The 15,324-nt window shown below is 63.6% G+C and carries 13 protein-coding genes and 2 pseudogenes; 8 read left to right on the top strand and 7 right to left on the bottom strand.

From position 1 onward, the window contains the following. Positions 1–333: 333 nt before the first annotated feature. Positions 334–1,077: a 2OG-Fe(II) oxygenase gene (locus EOC93_RS12345; RefSeq protein ID WP_127204739.1), complete on the bottom strand. Its 744-nt coding sequence runs from the start codon at positions 1,075–1,077 to the stop codon at positions 334–336. Between the two features lie 114 nt (positions 1,078–1,191). Continuing rightward, positions 1,192–2,085, bottom strand: coding sequence for a DMT family transporter (locus tag EOC93_RS12340; protein WP_127204738.1), 894 nt, complete (start codon positions 2,083–2,085; stop codon positions 1,192–1,194). A 170-nt stretch (positions 2,086–2,255) separates the two neighbouring features. Here EOC93_RS12340 and EOC93_RS12335 point away from each other — a divergent pair, with 170 nt between their 5' ends. Then, a complete protein-coding gene (locus EOC93_RS12335; protein WP_127204737.1) occupies positions 2,256–3,653 on the top strand; it encodes a nodulation protein NfeD in 1,398 nt (465 codons plus the stop codon). Next, positions 3,650–4,420, top strand: coding sequence for a slipin family protein (locus EOC93_RS12330; RefSeq protein WP_127204736.1), 771 nt, complete (start codon positions 3,650–3,652; stop codon positions 4,418–4,420). Before EOC93_RS12335 ends, EOC93_RS12330 begins: the two co-directional genes overlap by 4 nt. Before the next feature lie 173 nt (positions 4,421–4,593). Here the strand turns inward: EOC93_RS12330 and EOC93_RS12325 are convergent, their stop codons facing one another. Continuing rightward, on the bottom strand, positions 4,594–5,523 hold the full coding sequence (locus EOC93_RS12325; RefSeq protein ID WP_127204735.1) for a LysR family transcriptional regulator: 930 nt from the start codon (positions 5,521–5,523) through the stop codon (positions 4,594–4,596). 110 nt (positions 5,524–5,633) lie between these two features. Here EOC93_RS12325 and EOC93_RS35545 point away from each other — a divergent pair. Beyond that, positions 5,634–6,002 (top strand): annotated as a pseudogene (locus EOC93_RS35545) (alcohol dehydrogenase catalytic domain-containing protein); the annotation flags it as partial. A 6-nt stretch (positions 6,003–6,008) separates the two neighbouring features. Beyond that, a pseudogene (locus tag EOC93_RS35540) lies at positions 6,009–6,320 on the top strand (LysR substrate-binding domain-containing protein); the annotation flags it as partial. Between the two features lie 46 nt (positions 6,321–6,366). Here EOC93_RS35540 and EOC93_RS12315 read toward each other — a convergent pair. From EOC93_RS12315 to EOC93_RS12305, 3 genes are all read right to left on the bottom strand, one after another. Beyond that, positions 6,367–6,867, bottom strand: coding sequence for an isoprenylcysteine carboxylmethyltransferase family protein (locus EOC93_RS12315; RefSeq protein WP_127204733.1), 501 nt, complete (start codon positions 6,865–6,867; stop codon positions 6,367–6,369). An 834-nt stretch (positions 6,868–7,701) separates the two neighbouring features. Continuing rightward, positions 7,702–9,753, bottom strand: coding sequence for an elongation factor G (locus EOC93_RS12310; RefSeq protein WP_126105319.1), 2,052 nt, complete (start codon positions 9,751–9,753; stop codon positions 7,702–7,704). 73 nt (positions 9,754–9,826) lie between these two features. Further along, complete coding sequence (locus EOC93_RS12305; RefSeq protein WP_127204732.1) at positions 9,827–10,111, bottom strand: hypothetical protein; 285 nt, start codon at positions 10,109–10,111, stop codon at positions 9,827–9,829. On the opposite strand from EOC93_RS12305, the gene EOC93_RS12300 reads away from it, so the two are divergent. Beyond that, the gene (locus EOC93_RS12300; protein WP_127204731.1) at positions 10,101–10,496 is read left to right on the top strand and encodes a cupin domain-containing protein; all 396 of its coding nucleotides are present in this window, start codon (positions 10,101–10,103) and stop codon (positions 10,494–10,496) included. The genes EOC93_RS12305 and EOC93_RS12300 overlap by 11 nt on opposite strands. Positions 10,497–10,576: 80 nt before the next feature. Next, positions 10,577–12,094 (top strand): MFS transporter, encoded by a 1,518-nt coding sequence (locus EOC93_RS12295; protein ID WP_095488903.1) that lies wholly within the window; start codon positions 10,577–10,579, stop codon positions 12,092–12,094. 64 nt (positions 12,095–12,158) lie between these two features. On the opposite strand, the gene EOC93_RS12290 is transcribed toward EOC93_RS12295, so the two are convergent. Next, on the bottom strand, positions 12,159–13,361 hold the full coding sequence (locus EOC93_RS12290) for a pyridoxal phosphate-dependent aminotransferase (RefSeq protein WP_126105322.1): 1,203 nt from the start codon (positions 13,359–13,361) through the stop codon (positions 12,159–12,161). A 206-nt stretch (positions 13,362–13,567) separates the two neighbouring features. Between EOC93_RS12290 and EOC93_RS12285 the strand changes: the two genes are divergently transcribed. Both EOC93_RS12285 and EOC93_RS12280 read left to right on the top strand, forming a co-directional pair. Further along, positions 13,568–14,461 carry an EAL domain-containing protein gene (locus EOC93_RS12285; RefSeq protein WP_127204730.1) on the top strand — a complete coding sequence of 298 codons (894 nt, stop codon included), beginning with the start codon at positions 13,568–13,570 and terminating at the stop codon, positions 14,459–14,461. Next, entirely contained in the window at positions 14,458–15,312 is an 855-nt protein-coding gene (locus tag EOC93_RS12280; RefSeq protein ID WP_127204729.1) for an EAL domain-containing protein, read from the top strand. The genes EOC93_RS12285 and EOC93_RS12280 overlap by 4 nt, the downstream gene beginning before the upstream one ends. The last annotated feature ends 12 nt before the right edge of the window (positions 15,313–15,324 follow it).

Genomic DNA, 15,324 nt, shown 5'->3' with positions numbered 1-15,324 from the left:
TGTTCGGATCGGCGCCCAGTCCAGTTCCTTCGATACTAGGTCGAAAATCGTCTCATCCGACGCCGCCAGACCGTCCGCCAGACTCAACTGACCCAAAACACGATCCGCCATCCCGAATCTCCCTGCTCCAACCTTCACCACAGAATCACCGTTCGGCTTCTGTGCAAAGGTCTCACAAGGGGAGAAGGTGGCCGAGCGAAGCTCGGTCGGATGAGGGGTGTTCCAGCTTGGCAACGACGGCGCTCCGTCCAACACTCCTCAACCGTCTTGGCGCTGCGCGCCAATCCACCTTCTCCCACAAGGGGAGAAGGGAGAAGGAAGTCTACGCAGCCCTCACTTCGCGTCGTGGAAGATGATGCCGACGGTATGGCGCATGCCGGAGCGAAGCCTACTGACGCCGTGCCTGAGATTGACGCGGTAGCTGCCTTTGCTGCCCTGGACCGGACGATTGTGCACCGCGAAGGCGACCGCATCGCCCTGGCGCAACGGCACCACCTCGGCCCGGCTCTGCATGCGCGGGCGCTGTTCGGTCAGCACGAACTCGCCGCCGGTGAAGTCCTTGCCGGGTTCGGACAGCAAGATCGCCACCTGCAGCGGGAAGGCAAGATCGCCGTAGAGATCCTGATGCAGGCAGTTGAAGTCACCGGGACCATATTGCAGCAGGAGCGGCGTTGGCCGCGTCTGGCCCTGGTCGTGGCATTGCTTGAGGAACGCGGCATGCTCGTCCGGATAGCGCTGGGCGATGCTCATGCGCTGGTTCCAGTCGTTGGCGACCGCGGCGAGGCGCGGATAGAGCGCGGTGCGCAAGCCGCCGATCAGCTCGGGCAAGGGATAGCGGAAATAGCGGTACTCGCCCTTGCCGAAGCCGTGCCGCGCCATATGGACATGGCTGCGGAAATGGCTCTCGTCCGGGTAAAGCCCGGCGACCTCCCGGCATTCTTGCGGCGTCAGCAGCTTTTCCATCACCGCGCAGCCATAGCCGCTCATCTCCCCGGCCAACGCCTGCCAATCATATGCGGCGACGCGCGTCTCCGCCGATCGGACCGCTGCCCTCGAACCTATCGAATGAATGGTCATGGCTTTGCCTCCTCTGGCTTCGTCCTGCCCATCAGATGGGTGAAACAGCGCGAGCAAACCACCCGTTTCCTGCCAATGGGTTGCGCATAGTTCGGTGTGTCGCGTCTCACAATCTCAAGCACCGGTGGCGCCGTTTTCGGGCGCTGACCTGATCGCTCCGCTCCCCGAAGTAGCGAGGTAGAGGGCGGCGGCCAGCATGATCGTTGCCCCAAGCATGCCGACGAACGATGTCCGCTCGCCCAGGAAAAGTGCCGCGCCCAGGGCGCCGAACACGCTTTCGGCGCTGACGATTACCGCCGCGTGGCTGGCCGAGGTGAAACGCTGGGCAATCGTCTGGATGCCGAAGCAGACGGCTGTAGAGAATACGCCGAGCACAAGCAGTTGCGGCCAGGCATCGAACGCATTGGCAGGCGACAGATTGCCATGGAAGAAGCCGAGCGGCAGGCTGATCACCGCCGCGCCAAGGAACTGCGCCGCCATGGCGGTGAACGGGCGTCCATAGGTCTGCGCATGACGACCGAGCTCGACCATCCAGAGCGCGTAGCAGCCCGCCGACAGCATGATCGCCACATCGCCCTGGTTGAAGCTGGCGATGCCGCCGGACAAGAGCAGCGCGCCGACCAGCGTCAGGCCGGCGGCGAGGCCGACGGCCGCTGTCAGCCGCTCGCCGATCAGCAGCCACGCCGCGAAGGGCGTCATCACAGTCGCCGTGCTGACCAGAAAGCTGGCATTCGTCACCGACGTGCCGAGATAGCCGATCTGCTGCAGGACGATCGCGATTGCAAACAGCACGCTGACCCTTGCCAAGCTCGCGCGATAGAGGCCGCCTGGCGGTCGCCGGGGTTCGGTGGCGATCAGCGGAAGCACCAGGATCCAGCCGATCAGGCAGCGCATGCCGACCGCGCTCAACGGGTCGAGATGGTCCAGAATGGTCTTCTGCGGAACATTGCCGAGACCCCACAGTGCCGCGGCGAACAGAAGCAGAAGATTGGCATGCAGCTTCGACATCGGTCTTCCCCTCGCTTTGGACGTCGAGGGAAGGCTGGCTGAACCCCGCTTACGGATCGCCTACGCGTTGGAAATCGGACGGGGCGTTGCCCTGGATCAGCTTAACCCGCCGCGAAGTGTCATGGATTTCGGCAAAATCCAGCCCATATCCTTGATATGGAGCTTTGAGCGTGAAACTCGCGCGTGTAGCCCTGATTGCCGCGGCTTTTGTAGCCGCTGTGTTCGTTTGTTTTTCTTCCGCAACCGGAGAGGCGAACGGCCAGGAGAGGATTGCGCTGCGCGTCGAGATAGACGGCGCCATCGGTCCGGCGAGCGCCATGCAGTTCGAGGAAGCGCTGGCGGTAGCCGCGCAGCGGAACGCCGAGGTTCTCATCCTGCAGATGAACACGCCCGGCGGGTTGGTCACCAGCATGCGCGAGATCATCGCCGATATGCTCGCCTCGCCGGTTCCCGTCATCGGCTATGTCGCGCCCGCCGGCGGTCATGCGGCGAGCGCCGGAACCTACATCCTCTACGCAACCCATGTGGCGGCGATGGCGCCCGGCACCAATCTGGGTGCGGCAACGCCGATCGAGATGGGCGGACCGCTGCCATCCTTTCCCGGTGGCGACGACAAGAACAATGGCCCAGGAGCCGGCAAAGACCAGAAGAACCCGCCAGCGGGCGATGCGATGATCGCCAAGGCGACGAACGACGCGGTTGCGTTGATCCGCAGCCTGGCTGAACTGCGCGGGCGCAATGCCGAATGGGGTGAAAAGGCCGTGCGCGAGGCGGCCAGCCTGTCGGCCAACGCGGCGCTGCAGGAGCATGTCGTCGACTTCGTCGCCCGCGACACGACCGAGCTGCTTCAGCTGGCTGACGGCCGCACGGTGGAAATGGCCGGCAGGAAAGAGGTGCTGGCGACGAAAGGGTTGCCGGTTGAAACGCTGGAGCCCGGCTGGCTCATCCGGCTTCTCGCTGTCATCACCGACCCGAACATCGCCGTGATCCTGATGCTGATCGGCGTTTATGGCCTCGTCTTCGAGTTCACGAGCCCGGGCGCGGTCGCGCCCGGCGTGATTGGCACGATCTGCCTTCTGCTCGGACTCTATGCGCTCAATCTCCTGCCGATCAGCTATGCCGGCCTTGCCTTGATGCTGCTTGGCATCATCTTCCTCGTCGTCGAGGCCTTCAACCCCACAGTGGTGCTTGGGCTGGGAGGCGTGGCTGCCTTTCTGCTGGGCGCTGCCATGCTGCTCAGGATCGAGGGGCCCGGCTTCGAGATGTCGTGGGCCGTCATCGGCACCGCCGCCGCCCTGACGCTCGGCCTGGCGCTGTTGACCGGCAGCTATCTGTGGGCGGCCCGCAAGAACGCTCCGCGTGTTGGCGCACAGGCCATGCAAGGGCTGCCGGCCAAGGTCCTCGACTGGGAGGGCAGCGAGGGTCACGTGCTCGCCCGGGGCGAGCGCTGGCGGGCGAAGGCCGACGAACCCTTTGCAGTGGGCGACAACGTCGAGGTGGCTAATGTCAGGGGTCTCGTGCTGACGATACGGCGCCGCAATGCGGGAAGCGATGGAGCAAGGCAATGATCATCGGTTATGTGGCCTATCTGGTAGCAGCGCTCGTCGTGCTCATGTTCCTGTCCGCGGCCATTCGCATCTTGAGGGAATATCAGCGCGGCGTGGTCTTCACGCTCGGCCGTTTCACCGGGGTCAAGGGGCCCGGCCTGATCATCCTCATCCCCTTCGTGCAGCAGATGGTGCGGGTCGATTTGCGGGTGGTGGTTCAGGATGTTCCGCCGCAGGACGTGATCTCGCGCGACAACGTCTCGGTGAAGGTCAACGCGGTGCTGTATTTTCGTATCGTCGACGCCGAGCGGGCGGTGATCCAGGTCGAGGACTTCATGGCCGCGACCAACCAGTTGGCGCAGACCACATTGCGCTCGGTGCTCGGCAAGCATGAGCTCGATGAAATGCTGGCCGAGCGTGACAAGCTCAACAGCGACATCCAGGAGATCCTCGATCAGCGAACCGATGCCTGGGGCATCAAGGTCTCTGATGTCGAGATCAAGCATGTCGACCTCAACGAGAATATGGTCCGCGCCATCGCCAAGCAGGCCGAGGCCGAACGGCTGCGGCGTGCCAAAGTGATCAATGCCGACGGCGAACAGCAGGCGGCGGCAAAACTCGTCGAGGCCGGCAAGATGCTGTCCGAGACACCGCAGGCCATGCAGCTGCGCTATTTCGAGGCGCTCCACGACATCGCCGGTGAGCGCTCGTCGACGGTCGTGTTTCCGGTGCCGATGGATCTGCTCGCTCATTTCATCAAGCAGCAAGGTGGAGGCGGAGGCGGCTGAGCGCGTAATCTCCCCCCTCGAGGGGGAGATGGCCGCGAAGCGGCCAGAGGGGGTCGTCTCACATAGATCGCCGACGCCTTCCTCTACGAGAGACGGCGCTGACGCCCAACGCGCGGCGACCCCCTCTGTCGCCTTCGGCGACATCTCCCCCTCAAGGGGGGAGATCAGCACCCTCACCTCCGCCAAGGCGGCTCTGGCGCAAAGCGCTTGCCGATCCAGTCGGCGAAGGCGCGCGTCTTGGCCGCTTGCCCCTTGGCTGAAGGCATCACGATATAGACCGCGCCCTCGTCGGCGAGCGTCCGGTCCTCCAGAACAGGCACCAGCCGTCCGTCGGCGAGTTCGCGTCCGACGAGCCAATCCGTGCTCATCATCAGCCCAACGCCCTGCACGGCGGCTTGGACCAGCACCTCGGCATCATCGGTGACCAGCGGCCCGGAAACCTCGATACGGACGCGACGGCCCGTGCCGTCGGTCATCTCCCAGGCGGGAAAGGTCTGGAACCCGGTGAAACCCAGGCAAGCATGCTCGACAAGCGCCTGCGGCGTGGCCGGCGTGCCCGCGCGAGCAAGGTAGGACGGTGCGGCGCACAGCAGCCGGCGCCGCGTCGCCACCTTGCGCGCCACCAGGCGCGAATCCTCCAGCGCGCCGAGACGGACGGCGACATCGAAATTCTCGGCGACGAGATCGACGAAACGGTTGGAGAACTCGGCCTCGATGCGAACGTCGGGAAATTCGGCGAGAAATTCTGGCAGCAGCGGGCCGATCCACATGCGCCCGAACGATCCGGGCAGCGCCAGCCGCAACACGCCGCGCGGCCCGCCGCCGGCATGCGCCGACGCAGCCGCCTCGGCCTCGTCGACCGCGGCCAGGATGGCGCGGACGCGGACGAGGAACTCGGCTCCGGCCTCGGTCAGCGATACGCTGCGCGTCGTCCGGTGCAGCAACCGCACGCCGAGCCGCTCTTCCAGCGACGCGAGGCGCCGCGACAGGATCGTCGCATCGCGCCCCACCCGCGCCGCCGCTTTGGTGAAGGAGCGTGCCTCGGCGATCGCCGCGAAGGCTGCCATCTCGGCCAGTGCGGCCGGTTCATGGGATTGCTGCATCAGGCGCATAACTCAAATGCAAAAGCTAAAGATTATGCAGAGATAGCGCAGCAGCTAGTTTCACTCAATCCCATCTATTGGCCCGTCGGCCGATCAACCGGAGTGAGACCATGAAAGCCATCGAACTGACTGCACTCCGACTGGACGCCTTTCGCGCCGCCACCGTTGCCACACCTGAACCGCAGCGCGGCGAAGTGCTGATCCGCCTGCGCGCCGCGAGCCTCAATTTCGTCGATGTCGCGGTGGCGAGCGGCAATTATCCTGGTCCGAGCTTTCCGCTCATTCCGGTCGTCGACGGCGCCGGCGAGATCGTCGGCATCGGCGAGGGCGTGTCGAGGCTCGCCGTTAACGACCGCGTCATCGCCCATGCAAAGCCGCACTGGATCGGCGGCCGTCCGCGGCCCTACGAGACGACCGAGATGCGCGGCGTGACGCTGCCCGGATCGCTCGCCGAATATGTCGCGCTGCCGGCCAATGCGGTGGTGCCGGTGCCGGCGCATCTGTCGGAATTGAACTGGCTGGAAACGGTTGGCGATTTCGAAGGCGGGCAAAGGGTGCCGACGCTGCAGATCAACGACATATTGTCGATCAAGCGCGCGGTACAGGGCGGCGCCGGCATCGCCATGCTGCCCGACTATGTGGTCAGCAAGGACTCAGGGTTGGTGCAGTTGCTGCCGGAGACCGAAGTGCCGTCCTTCGACACCTATTTCGCCTATCCCGATGCGATGAAGAACCAGGCGAAACTCCACGTCTTCCGCGATTTCATTATCGCCAAGGCGCGCAGCTGGTCGTTCTAACCCTTCTGCACGTCGCTTCCTGCCTTGCACCGCGGACGATCATCTCTTACTGGCCGCGCCATGGCGTCAGGCGGGGCAGCCAGCCTGGAACGGCATGGCGGTAGGCCTCGTAGTCGGCGCCATAGCGGCGGGCAAGCGTCGGTTCCTCGTAGAGCTTCACGAACGAGACCATGGCGATGGCGGCGATAGCGGCATAGGCGATGAGAGCCCAACTCGAAAACAGCAGTGCCTGGCCAAGGATGATCGACAGCACCGCCAGATACATCGGGTTGCGGACATGGCGGTAGATGCCGCCGATAACCAGTTGCTCGGTCGGCGCGACCGGGGCGGGCGTGCCCAGGCCTTCGAAAGCAAAACGGGCGAAGGCATGAAGCAGCAAGGCCGCTGCGACGACAATCAGGACCCAGCCGACCGGGACCAAGCCGGGCAGGGTCGACCATGGCAGACGATAGCGATCGGTCAACAGCCAGGGCAGCAACCCCGCGACCACGCCGGGCGCTGCAATGAAGAATAACGCGCTGCCGGCGATCGCCTGACGTGTCCTCATTGAGCTTCCTTCTAGAGTGGCGTGCTTCCACTTGGACGCACAAAGTACACTCTAGCGCTTGGAGTCTACGCGTCGTGCGTTTCGAACCGAAGGTCAGCGCAGCGAAAAATCGATTCCAATTTCGGGCCGATACGCGGCTGCTGCAAAAATAAACGCATGCTGCCTGATTCGACGTCATTCGTTGTCTTCTGCATTTGGAGCGAAAATCGGCTCTGATTCGCTATATCGCGTCGATTTTTTCCTGGCTGTGCATCGCATTTCGACGATTTTGCTGGTCCTACGAGGGCAAGGAATGGATTAGACCACAGCCTGTGTCATTTTGCATGCGTGTGTTGCAAAATAGATGCTTGTTTCTTGGGCATGATGAGCACATATATAGATCATCTCCTGGGCGCGTTCTCCTCCCATTAGCGCCCTCGAGTGTTCCCCTCTGGAGGTTAGCCCTAACAGGCACTTCCAATCAAACTCAGCCGGATCTTCATTGATCCGGCTTTTTTGTTGCCCGAAACCTGCTGGCGCTGAGGGAAAGCCGACCGAAATTGTCACGTAACAGTGACATGTAACCTCAGGTAACCTGTCACAGGCGCCCAGCATCGACTAAGCAGATCATAGGACGCGGTGTGGTTCGTGCGGGAGATGGGGGCATCACTCGGACGATCCGGGCTCAGGCGGCTACCGCGTCCGAACCATTCTTCCGCTGAGGCCGTCAGGCGCTGGCGGCATGTGCGGCGGACCTGCCGTTTCGCCTCCCACGAAGACGGTCCGCAAGAGAGCGGCGTCCGGATCATTCCGGACGCCGTTTCCTTGTGTTCAGCAGCCTGCGATACTCCAGTATCAGGCGGCCTTGCCATTGGCGTTCAACGCCTCGTCGGCCAGGCGACCGGTGAGTTCGGCCATATGGTCGAAGGCGGCACGATAGCTGGCCACGCCTGCGGTGGCCGAACGCAGCTCGATGATCAGGTCGCCGATCTCGGCCTGCGGCATGGTCGCCTCGACCACATCCCATCCCGGCCAGCCAGGCCGCGCATCGTAGCCGAGAATCTGGCCGCGCCGTTGCGGGATCAGGGCGATAATCCTCGACGTCGCGTCGGACGGCGTGACGATCTCGACCTTCATGACCGGTTCGAGCAGCACTGGCGAGCAGGCCGCCATGCCTTCCTTCATTGCCAGCTTCGCCGCCATCTGGAAGGCCATGTCTGATGAATCGACGGCGTGATAGGAGCCGTCGGACAGATTGACGGCGACATCGACCACCGGAAAGCCGAGCGGGCCGGATTTCAGATAATCACGCACGCCGGTCTCGACCGACTGGATATAGGTTTTCGGCACGGCGCCGCCGGTGATGGTGTCGGTGAACTGGAAGCCGGAGCCGCGTGGCAGCGGCTTGATCTCGATCACGACGTCGCCGAACTGGCCATGGCCGCCCGACTGCTTCTTGTGGCGGCCACGCTGCTGCGCCGTTTTGCGGATCGTCTCGCGATAAGGCACGGCCGGCGGATGGCCTTCGATCGGGATCTGGTTCTTGCCTTCCAGCCGCTCGCGCACGACGCGCAGATGCATCTCGCCATGGCCCGACAGCACGGTTTCGGCCGAATCCTGATTGTGGCGCAGGCTGAGTGAGGGGTCTTCCTCGGCAAGGCGCTGGATGGCCGCCGACATCTTCACCTCGTCCTTGCGTTCCTTCGGGCGCAACGCGAAGGCAAAGACCGGTTGCGGCGGCGCCAGCGTTACCAGCGGCTTGATGCCGCCTTTGGCCGAGCTCAGCGTCTGGCCGGTCGTGACGTCGTCCAGCTTGCCGAGCGCGACCGTGTCGCCGGCCTTGGCCGAGGTGAGCTTGGACTGATCCTTGCCGAGCATTCTGTAGATGCCGGAGACTTTTGCCGTGGCGCCATTCGAAAGGAAGAGCTCGGAGGCGTCGGCAAGCTGGCCGGAAAGGATGCGCGAGACCGACAGCTTGCCGCCATGCGCGGTGTGAATGGTTTTCATCACCTGGACTACGGTCGCATTTCCGTCCGGTGCGCCAAGGCGCTTGCGGGTCGCCTCGATGTCGGGCGCATCGTGGCGGATCGTCTTCAACAGGCGCAGCACGCCGTTGCCCTTCTCCGCAGTGCCGATCAGCACCGGGGTGACCGCGCCGTCACGCAGGTCGGCGGCGAGATCGTCGAAGATCGCGTCCTTCGGCGGCTCAATCTCTTCGAGGAGCTGCTCCATCAACTGGTCATCATGATCGGCGAGCGTCTCCAGCATGGAAAAGCGAGCCTCCAACTCGCGCGCCTTGTCGTCGCCCGGAATCTCGGCCACCTCGCTTTCGGCATATTCGCGATAGATGTAGGCGCGCTCCAGAGCGAGATCGATCGAGCCGATGACGACGCCGTTCTTGCGCAGCGGAACCTGGCGAAGCAGCAACGGCACCGAGCTTGCCGGCTGCAGCATCTTCAGCGTGTCGCGCACGCCTGATATCGCCTTGTCGACCTTGTTGAGGAACATGATGCGCGGCACGCCGAGATCGTCGAGCTTGCGCATGATCAGCTGCAGAGCAGGAATCTTCTTCTCGTCGGCCTCGGCGACGACCACCGCGATGTCGCAGGCGGCAAGCACCGGCTCTGCCTCGAAGGAGAATTCGATGGAGCCGGGACAATCGACGAAAGTGAGTTGCTCGCCCATGAATTCGGTGGTGGCAAAGGTTGCCTCGACGCTCATGGCGTGGGCGCGTGCCTCGGGCGAATGGTCGGAAACGGTGTTTCCCGAGGAAACGGGATTCTGGCGGGGAATGGCGCCCGTGCGGGCTAATATGGCTTCGAGAAGTGTCGTCTTACCGCTTGCAAAGGGACCGACTATGGCAATGCATTTCGGTCCCGTGCGTCGTCCTCCGGCGCGAGTTCCCATGACTGACCTCCACTCAGGCGTTTCCCTGGGAGCGGCGGCCGGCCTGTCGACCGTCGCGGGCGGGGCTTTTTTTTCAGTTCGCCACCTGCCCAAAAGCATCGTCCCACGGGTTAGCCGGGAGGGCAAGGGATTTGAGGGCTGCCTGACGTTGCGGATGCTGAGCCGTGATCGGTGGAGCCGCCGGATGCGAGCCCAGGCTTCCCATCAAATCCCGCGATGGAGCCGTCGCCGAACAGCCGTAAAAGCGGTTGCGCCATGACGGGTATCGGACGAAAGTGCCCGTTTCTTGCGACAAAAAGGAACGGTCGCCGCCGACCGATCCGCCATCAGCTTGAGGATTCGCGACGATGAAGATCATTGCCTGCGGCAGCGTGCCGACCGTCATTGGCCCGGAAAAGTACTTCACCGGCCGTGTGTTGCAGACGCCGATCATCGAGAAGGAAGCCCCGGCGCGTCTGCGCGCCATCATGGTCAGTTTCGAGCCCGGCGCGCGTACCCACTGGCACACGCATCCGCTTGGGCAGACGCTCTACGTCGTATCAGGCGCCGGCCTCGCGCAAAGCTGGGGCGGGCCGATACAGGAGATCCGGGCCGGCGACGTTATCTCGTTTGCGCCTGATGAAAAGCATTGGCACGGCGCTGCCCCGAAATCGGCGATGGAGCATATCGCCATGCAGGAGGCGCTCGACGGCGTCCATGCCGACTGGCTGGAGAAGGTGACGGACGAGCAGTATGGCGGCTGAGCCGGGCGCTTTTGATCGGTCCTAAAGCGCGTCGCGTCTGATCATTATAGGTGATTTCAACACTCAGGTTTGGAGTCGTCATGTCGAATCGTCGCTTGCCTCTTGTTGCCGCCGTCTATCTCGGCACATTCGTCGCGCTGCTCGACATCAGCATCGTCAATGTCGCCCTGCCGACGATCCAGATTGCGCTCGGCATCGATTTCGCCGGGCTGCAATGGGTGATCGACGCCTACACGCTTTGCCTGTCTGCCTTCATGCTGTCGGCAGGCCTGATCGGTGACCGCTACGGGCGCAAGCGCTCCTGGCTGGCAGGCATCGGCATCTTCGTGGCTGGTTCTGCCATCTGTGCAATCGCGCCCAACCTGCCTGTGCTACTGGCAGGCCGGGTGGTGCAGGGGATCGCCGGATCGCTGATCATTCCGGGCGCGCTGTCGATCCTGACGCAGGCGTTTCCGGACGCTCGCGAGCGCGCCGGCGTCATTGGCGGCTGGGCGTCGTTTGCCGCCATCTCGCTGCTCGCCGGCCCCGTCGTCGGCGGCATCCTGGTCGAAGCCGCCGGATGGCAGAGCATTTTCCTGATCAACCTGCCGCTCGGCTTGGCCACGATCGTGCTGGGTGCAGCTTCGATCGTAGAGACTTCCCACCCCGAGCATGCTCATCTCGACCTTGTCGGCCTGGCGCTCAGCATTCTGTGGCTGGGCGCGCTGACCTTTGGCCTGATATCGGCAGGTGAAAACGGTTGGGGCGATCCGCGGACGGTCACGGCCGTTGTTGCCGGCCTGGCCGGCTTGGCAGTCTTCCTTGCCTTCGAGGCGCGCACGCCGCGGCCGATGCTGCCGCTTGGCCTGTTTCGCGACATTCGCTTTGCCGTCGCCAATGTCGCATCGTTCGCGCTCGGCCTCACCTCCTACACCGGCGTCTTCCTTTATTCGATGTTCCTGCAGCAGGCCCAGGGCTGGTCGCCGACACAGACCGGCTTGCGCATGGCGCCGCTGTTCCTTGTCCAGATGGTCGTGTCGCCGGCGATCGGCGGGCTCAGTCAGCGCTACGGACATTCGGCGCTGATGGCCGCCGGCTATCTTTCGAGCGGGTTTTCCATGCTGGGCATGTGCTGGGTTGAAGCCTCAAGCCCCTATGTGACGATCGGCCTGCTGTTTGCCGTCGGCGGCCTCGGCAACGCGCTGTCGATCCCGACCGGCAGCGCCGCCGCGATGTCGTTTGCGCCGCGCGAGCGGTCGAGCATGGTGTCGGCGGTGATCAACGCAACCCGCCAGAGCGGGACCGCCATCGGCATCGCGCTGCTCGGCGCCCTGATGAGCATGCGGGCAGCAACCCTGCTGACGGGGCATCTTGAAAATGCTGGGGTCGCCAATGCTGGAGCGGTGGCTCGCGCCGCCGTTTCAAGACACGATTTCGCAGCCGATGCGGCGATGGGCGAGGACGGCCTGCGCGCTCTGTTCGCAGCCGCCTATGCCGGCGGCTTCCATGCGGCGATGCTGACGGCGGCCATCGTCTCGTTCGTCACGGCCGGGCTTCTGGTCGCCATTCTGGCGCCGGCCGAGGCACGTTCGGCGCGCGAAACCAATGAGCAGGGATGAGGCTGGTGCCTATCGCCTCGAAAACCCGGCTCGCGGCCGGGTTTTGGCGTTCGGGATGCCCTGATCAGGTCAGCGAGGCGGTGAAGCGCTGGATGCGCGTGCAGGCCTCTTCGAGCAACGCCTCGGATGTGGCGTAGGAGATGCGGAAGTTCGGGCCGAGGCCAAAAGCCGAGCCGAACACGACCGCCACGCCCTCCGCCTCGATCAGCTCCGAGCAGAAGGTCTCGTCGCTGTCTATCACCTTGCCGGCTTTGGTCTTCTTGCCGATCAGCTTGGCGCAGGACGGATAGACATAGAAGGCGCCTTCGGGCGATGGGCATGTGATGCCGCGCGCCTGGTTGAGCATCGACACGACGAGATCGCGCCGCGCCTGGAAGATCGCCTTGTTTTTCGCAATGAAATCCTGCGGACCGTTCAGCGCCTCGACCGACGCCCACTGCGCGATGGTGCAGGCGCCGGACGTCTGCTGGCCCTGGATCATGTCCATCGCCTTGATCAGCGCCACCGGCCCGGCCGCATAGCCGATGCGCCAGCCGGTCATGGCATAGGCCTTCGACACGCCGTTCATGGTCAGCGTGCGCTCATAAAGCTTCGGCTCGACCTCGGCGATGGTCTTGAAGACGAAGTCGCCATAGATCAGGTGCTCATACATGTCGTCGGTCAGCACCCAGACATGCGGATGCTTCAACAGCACGTCGGCCAGATCGCGCAATTCAGCCTCGGTATAGGCGGCGCCCGAAGGGTTCGACGGCGAGTTCATCAACAGCCATTTGGTGCGCGGTGTGATCGCCTTTTCCAGCGCCGCCGCCGTCAGCTTGAAGCCGTTCTCGATGGAGGTGTCGGCAAAAGCCGAGGTGCCGCCGCAGATCGCCACCATCTCGGGATAGCTGACCCAGTACGGCCTCGGGATGATGACCTCGTCGCCGGGATTCAGCGTCGCCATGAAGGCATTGAACAGGATCTGCTTGCCGCCGGTGCCGACGATGGTCTGCTCCGGCCGGTAGTCGAGATTGTTCTCGCGCTTGAATTTTTTCGCGATCGCCTCGCGCAGCGGCACGATACCGGAAACCGGAGGATATTTCGTTTCGCCGCGGCGGATAGCGTCGATCGCAGCGTTCTTGATGTTGTCCGGCGTGTCGAAGTCCGGCTCGCCGGCACCCAGCCCGATCACGTCACGGCCGGCGTTTTTCAGCTCGCGCGCTTTCTGCGTCACTGCGATGGTCGCGGAAGGCTTAACGCGGGAAAGGACGTCGGCAAGAAAGGCCATGACGATATTGTCTCCTTTGGGATGCAGGCGGTCCATCCAACCGCGGCGCATCTCATGTCGCATCATTCCACCAAGCGCAAGCACTGTCGGATGAGCCAGATCTCAAATCCCCGGCAAATCCGGCAACAATAAATTCACTTACCGGCGGTAAAACCCCGAGTGGCTGGATCACGACCCATTCCGCCAGTCTCGCAAAGCGAGGAACCGTGTCGCGCAGCATCGGGCTTGCCCATATCGTCCGTCATGACGACGGCACCGCCAGCGGTGTCTGGGGCACCCATACGCTGCAGAGCGCTTTCCAGCCGATCTTCGCCTTCAGCAACGGAAAATTGTCGGTCACCGCATTCGAGGGGCTGATCCGGCCGTTCCGCGATGGCGAGCCGCAGTCGCCGATGAGTTTTTTCAACACCTGTCCGACGGTCGACCGCCTGCATATCGAGGCGCTGACAAGGACGCTGCACCTTCTGAACGCCGGTGCCAGCCTGCCGCCAGAGGCGTCCATCTTCATCAATTTCGACCCGTCCGTGTTCACCGATCGCAGCATCGCCGACAAGGCGCTGCGCGACATGCGGCTGGTGCTGCATGAGGCTGATATCGATGCGAACCGCGTCGTCTGCGAGGTGACCGAGCAGAAATCGGCGTCGCAGGAAACCCTCTACAATTTCGTCGAGGCGCTCAGGGCCAATGGGTTTCGCATCGCCGTCGACGACTATGGTGCCGATGAGTCCGACATCAACCGCATCAAGGAGCTCAGGCCTGATATCGTCAAGTTCGACGCACGCTGGATCATGCAACTGATGGAGTCCGGCGCCGGCTTCGCGCTGCTGACCGCCATGGTGGCAAGTTTCGAAGAGCAAGGCACCCGCACGGTGTTCGAGGGCATCGAGGAGGGCTGGCAGCTTGAATTGGCCGAGAAATCGGGAGCCTCGATGGTGCAGGGATTCGCGCTGGCGCGCCCGGAGCTTGCGCCGACCAGCTTTCACGTTTTCGGCAAGGACAGGCAGATGCCCGCGGCAGTGTCCAATGCCGGCGATGCGCCTGCGATTGTATCGTCCTCGCTGCGGCCGAAACGGGCTTTCGGCCGCAAGGTGGCGCCATGACCGGACGGCACGACAGGCGGCGCAATGTCGGCGAGGCGATCTTCGCCGACGAGGTCGGGATCGAATATGGCGTCTATGGCGCGTTCCGGCTGAGGAGCGCCTACCAGCCGATTTTTGCGCCACGCGGCAGGTTTTTGACGGCCGTAGCGGTCGAAGGCCTGATTGAGCCGCACCGCGCCGGCAGGTCGGTCGCACCACCCGTGTTTTTCGAGGGCGTGCCCCTGCCGGATCGCCTGTTCGTCGAGACGATGTGCCGGATGCTGCATCTCCGGAACTTCCGCAACATCGGTGTCGACGGGCTCGACCTGTTCTTCAACTACAATCCGCTGATCAATGATGACCCCGGGCGAGCGCTGGCTGAGATCAGGCTGATGACCAGGCATCTCGCCGAGCTCGACCTGCACCCCGGCATGCTGGTCTGCGAGATCACCGAGCAGGCAGCCGACGACAAGGTGCTCGTCAGCCTGGTGCGCGAGATGCGGCGTGACGGCATTCGCATCGCCATCGACGATTTCGGCACCGGGCATTCGACGGAAGAACGGGTCGCCCTTGTCCGGCCTGACATCGTCAAGATCGACGGCACCTGGTTTGCGGAATTCTGTCGCCATGCCGCCGCCGAACGATTTTTCCGGCCGCTGGTCTCCGCGCTGCACGACCGCGGCACCAAGGTGCTGGTCGAAGGAATCGAGAATGCCACTCGTTTGCGCGTCGCGCTGGACGGCGGCGTCGACCTTTTGCAGGGTTACCATCTGGCGCGGCCGGTGTTGGCCGGCACGGTCTTCGACGAGGAGCCGCTGCCCATCGACCGGCTGCTTGGCATGGACAACAACGTCGTGCCGTTGTTTGGGTGATCTATCAGCGGC

Origin of the sequence: Mesorhizobium sp. M6A.T.Ce.TU.002.03.1.1 (genome assembly GCF_003997275.1) — a bacterium.
GTDB lineage: Bacteria > Pseudomonadota > Alphaproteobacteria > Rhizobiales > Rhizobiaceae > Mesorhizobium > Mesorhizobium mediterraneum.
The sequence above is the reverse complement of the archived record's forward strand: the minus strand, read 5'-3'. Positions and strand labels throughout refer to the sequence as shown.

Coding starts and splice junctions, on each gene's coding strand:
- EOC93_RS12345 (WP_127204739.1), bottom strand. CDS start 1,077: ATGACCATTCATTCGATAGGTTCGAGGGCAGCGGTCCGATCGGCGGAG.
- EOC93_RS12340 (WP_127204738.1), bottom strand. CDS start 2,085: ATGTCGAAGCTGCATGCCAATCTTCTGCTTCTGTTCGCCGCGGCACTG.
- EOC93_RS12330 (WP_127204736.1), top strand. CDS start 3,650: ATGATCATCGGTTATGTGGCCTATCTGGTAGCAGCGCTCGTCGTGCTC.
- EOC93_RS12325 (WP_127204735.1), bottom strand. CDS start 5,523: ATGCAGCAATCCCATGAACCGGCCGCACTGGCCGAGATGGCAGCCTTC.
- EOC93_RS12315 (WP_127204733.1), bottom strand. CDS start 6,867: ATGAGGACACGTCAGGCGATCGCCGGCAGCGCGTTATTCTTCATTGCA.
- EOC93_RS12310 (WP_126105319.1), bottom strand. CDS start 9,753: ATGGGAACTCGCGCCGGAGGACGACGCACGGGACCGAAATGCATTGCC.
- EOC93_RS12300 (WP_127204731.1), top strand. CDS start 10,101: ATGAAGATCATTGCCTGCGGCAGCGTGCCGACCGTCATTGGCCCGGAA.
- EOC93_RS12305 (WP_127204732.1), bottom strand. CDS start 10,111: ATGATCTTCATCGTCGCGAATCCTCAAGCTGATGGCGGATCGGTCGGC.
- EOC93_RS12295 (WP_095488903.1), top strand. CDS start 10,577: ATGTCGAATCGTCGCTTGCCTCTTGTTGCCGCCGTCTATCTCGGCACA.
- EOC93_RS12290 (WP_126105322.1), bottom strand. CDS start 13,361: ATGGCCTTTCTTGCCGACGTCCTTTCCCGCGTTAAGCCTTCCGCGACC.
- EOC93_RS12280 (WP_127204729.1), top strand. CDS start 14,458: ATGACCGGACGGCACGACAGGCGGCGCAATGTCGGCGAGGCGATCTTC.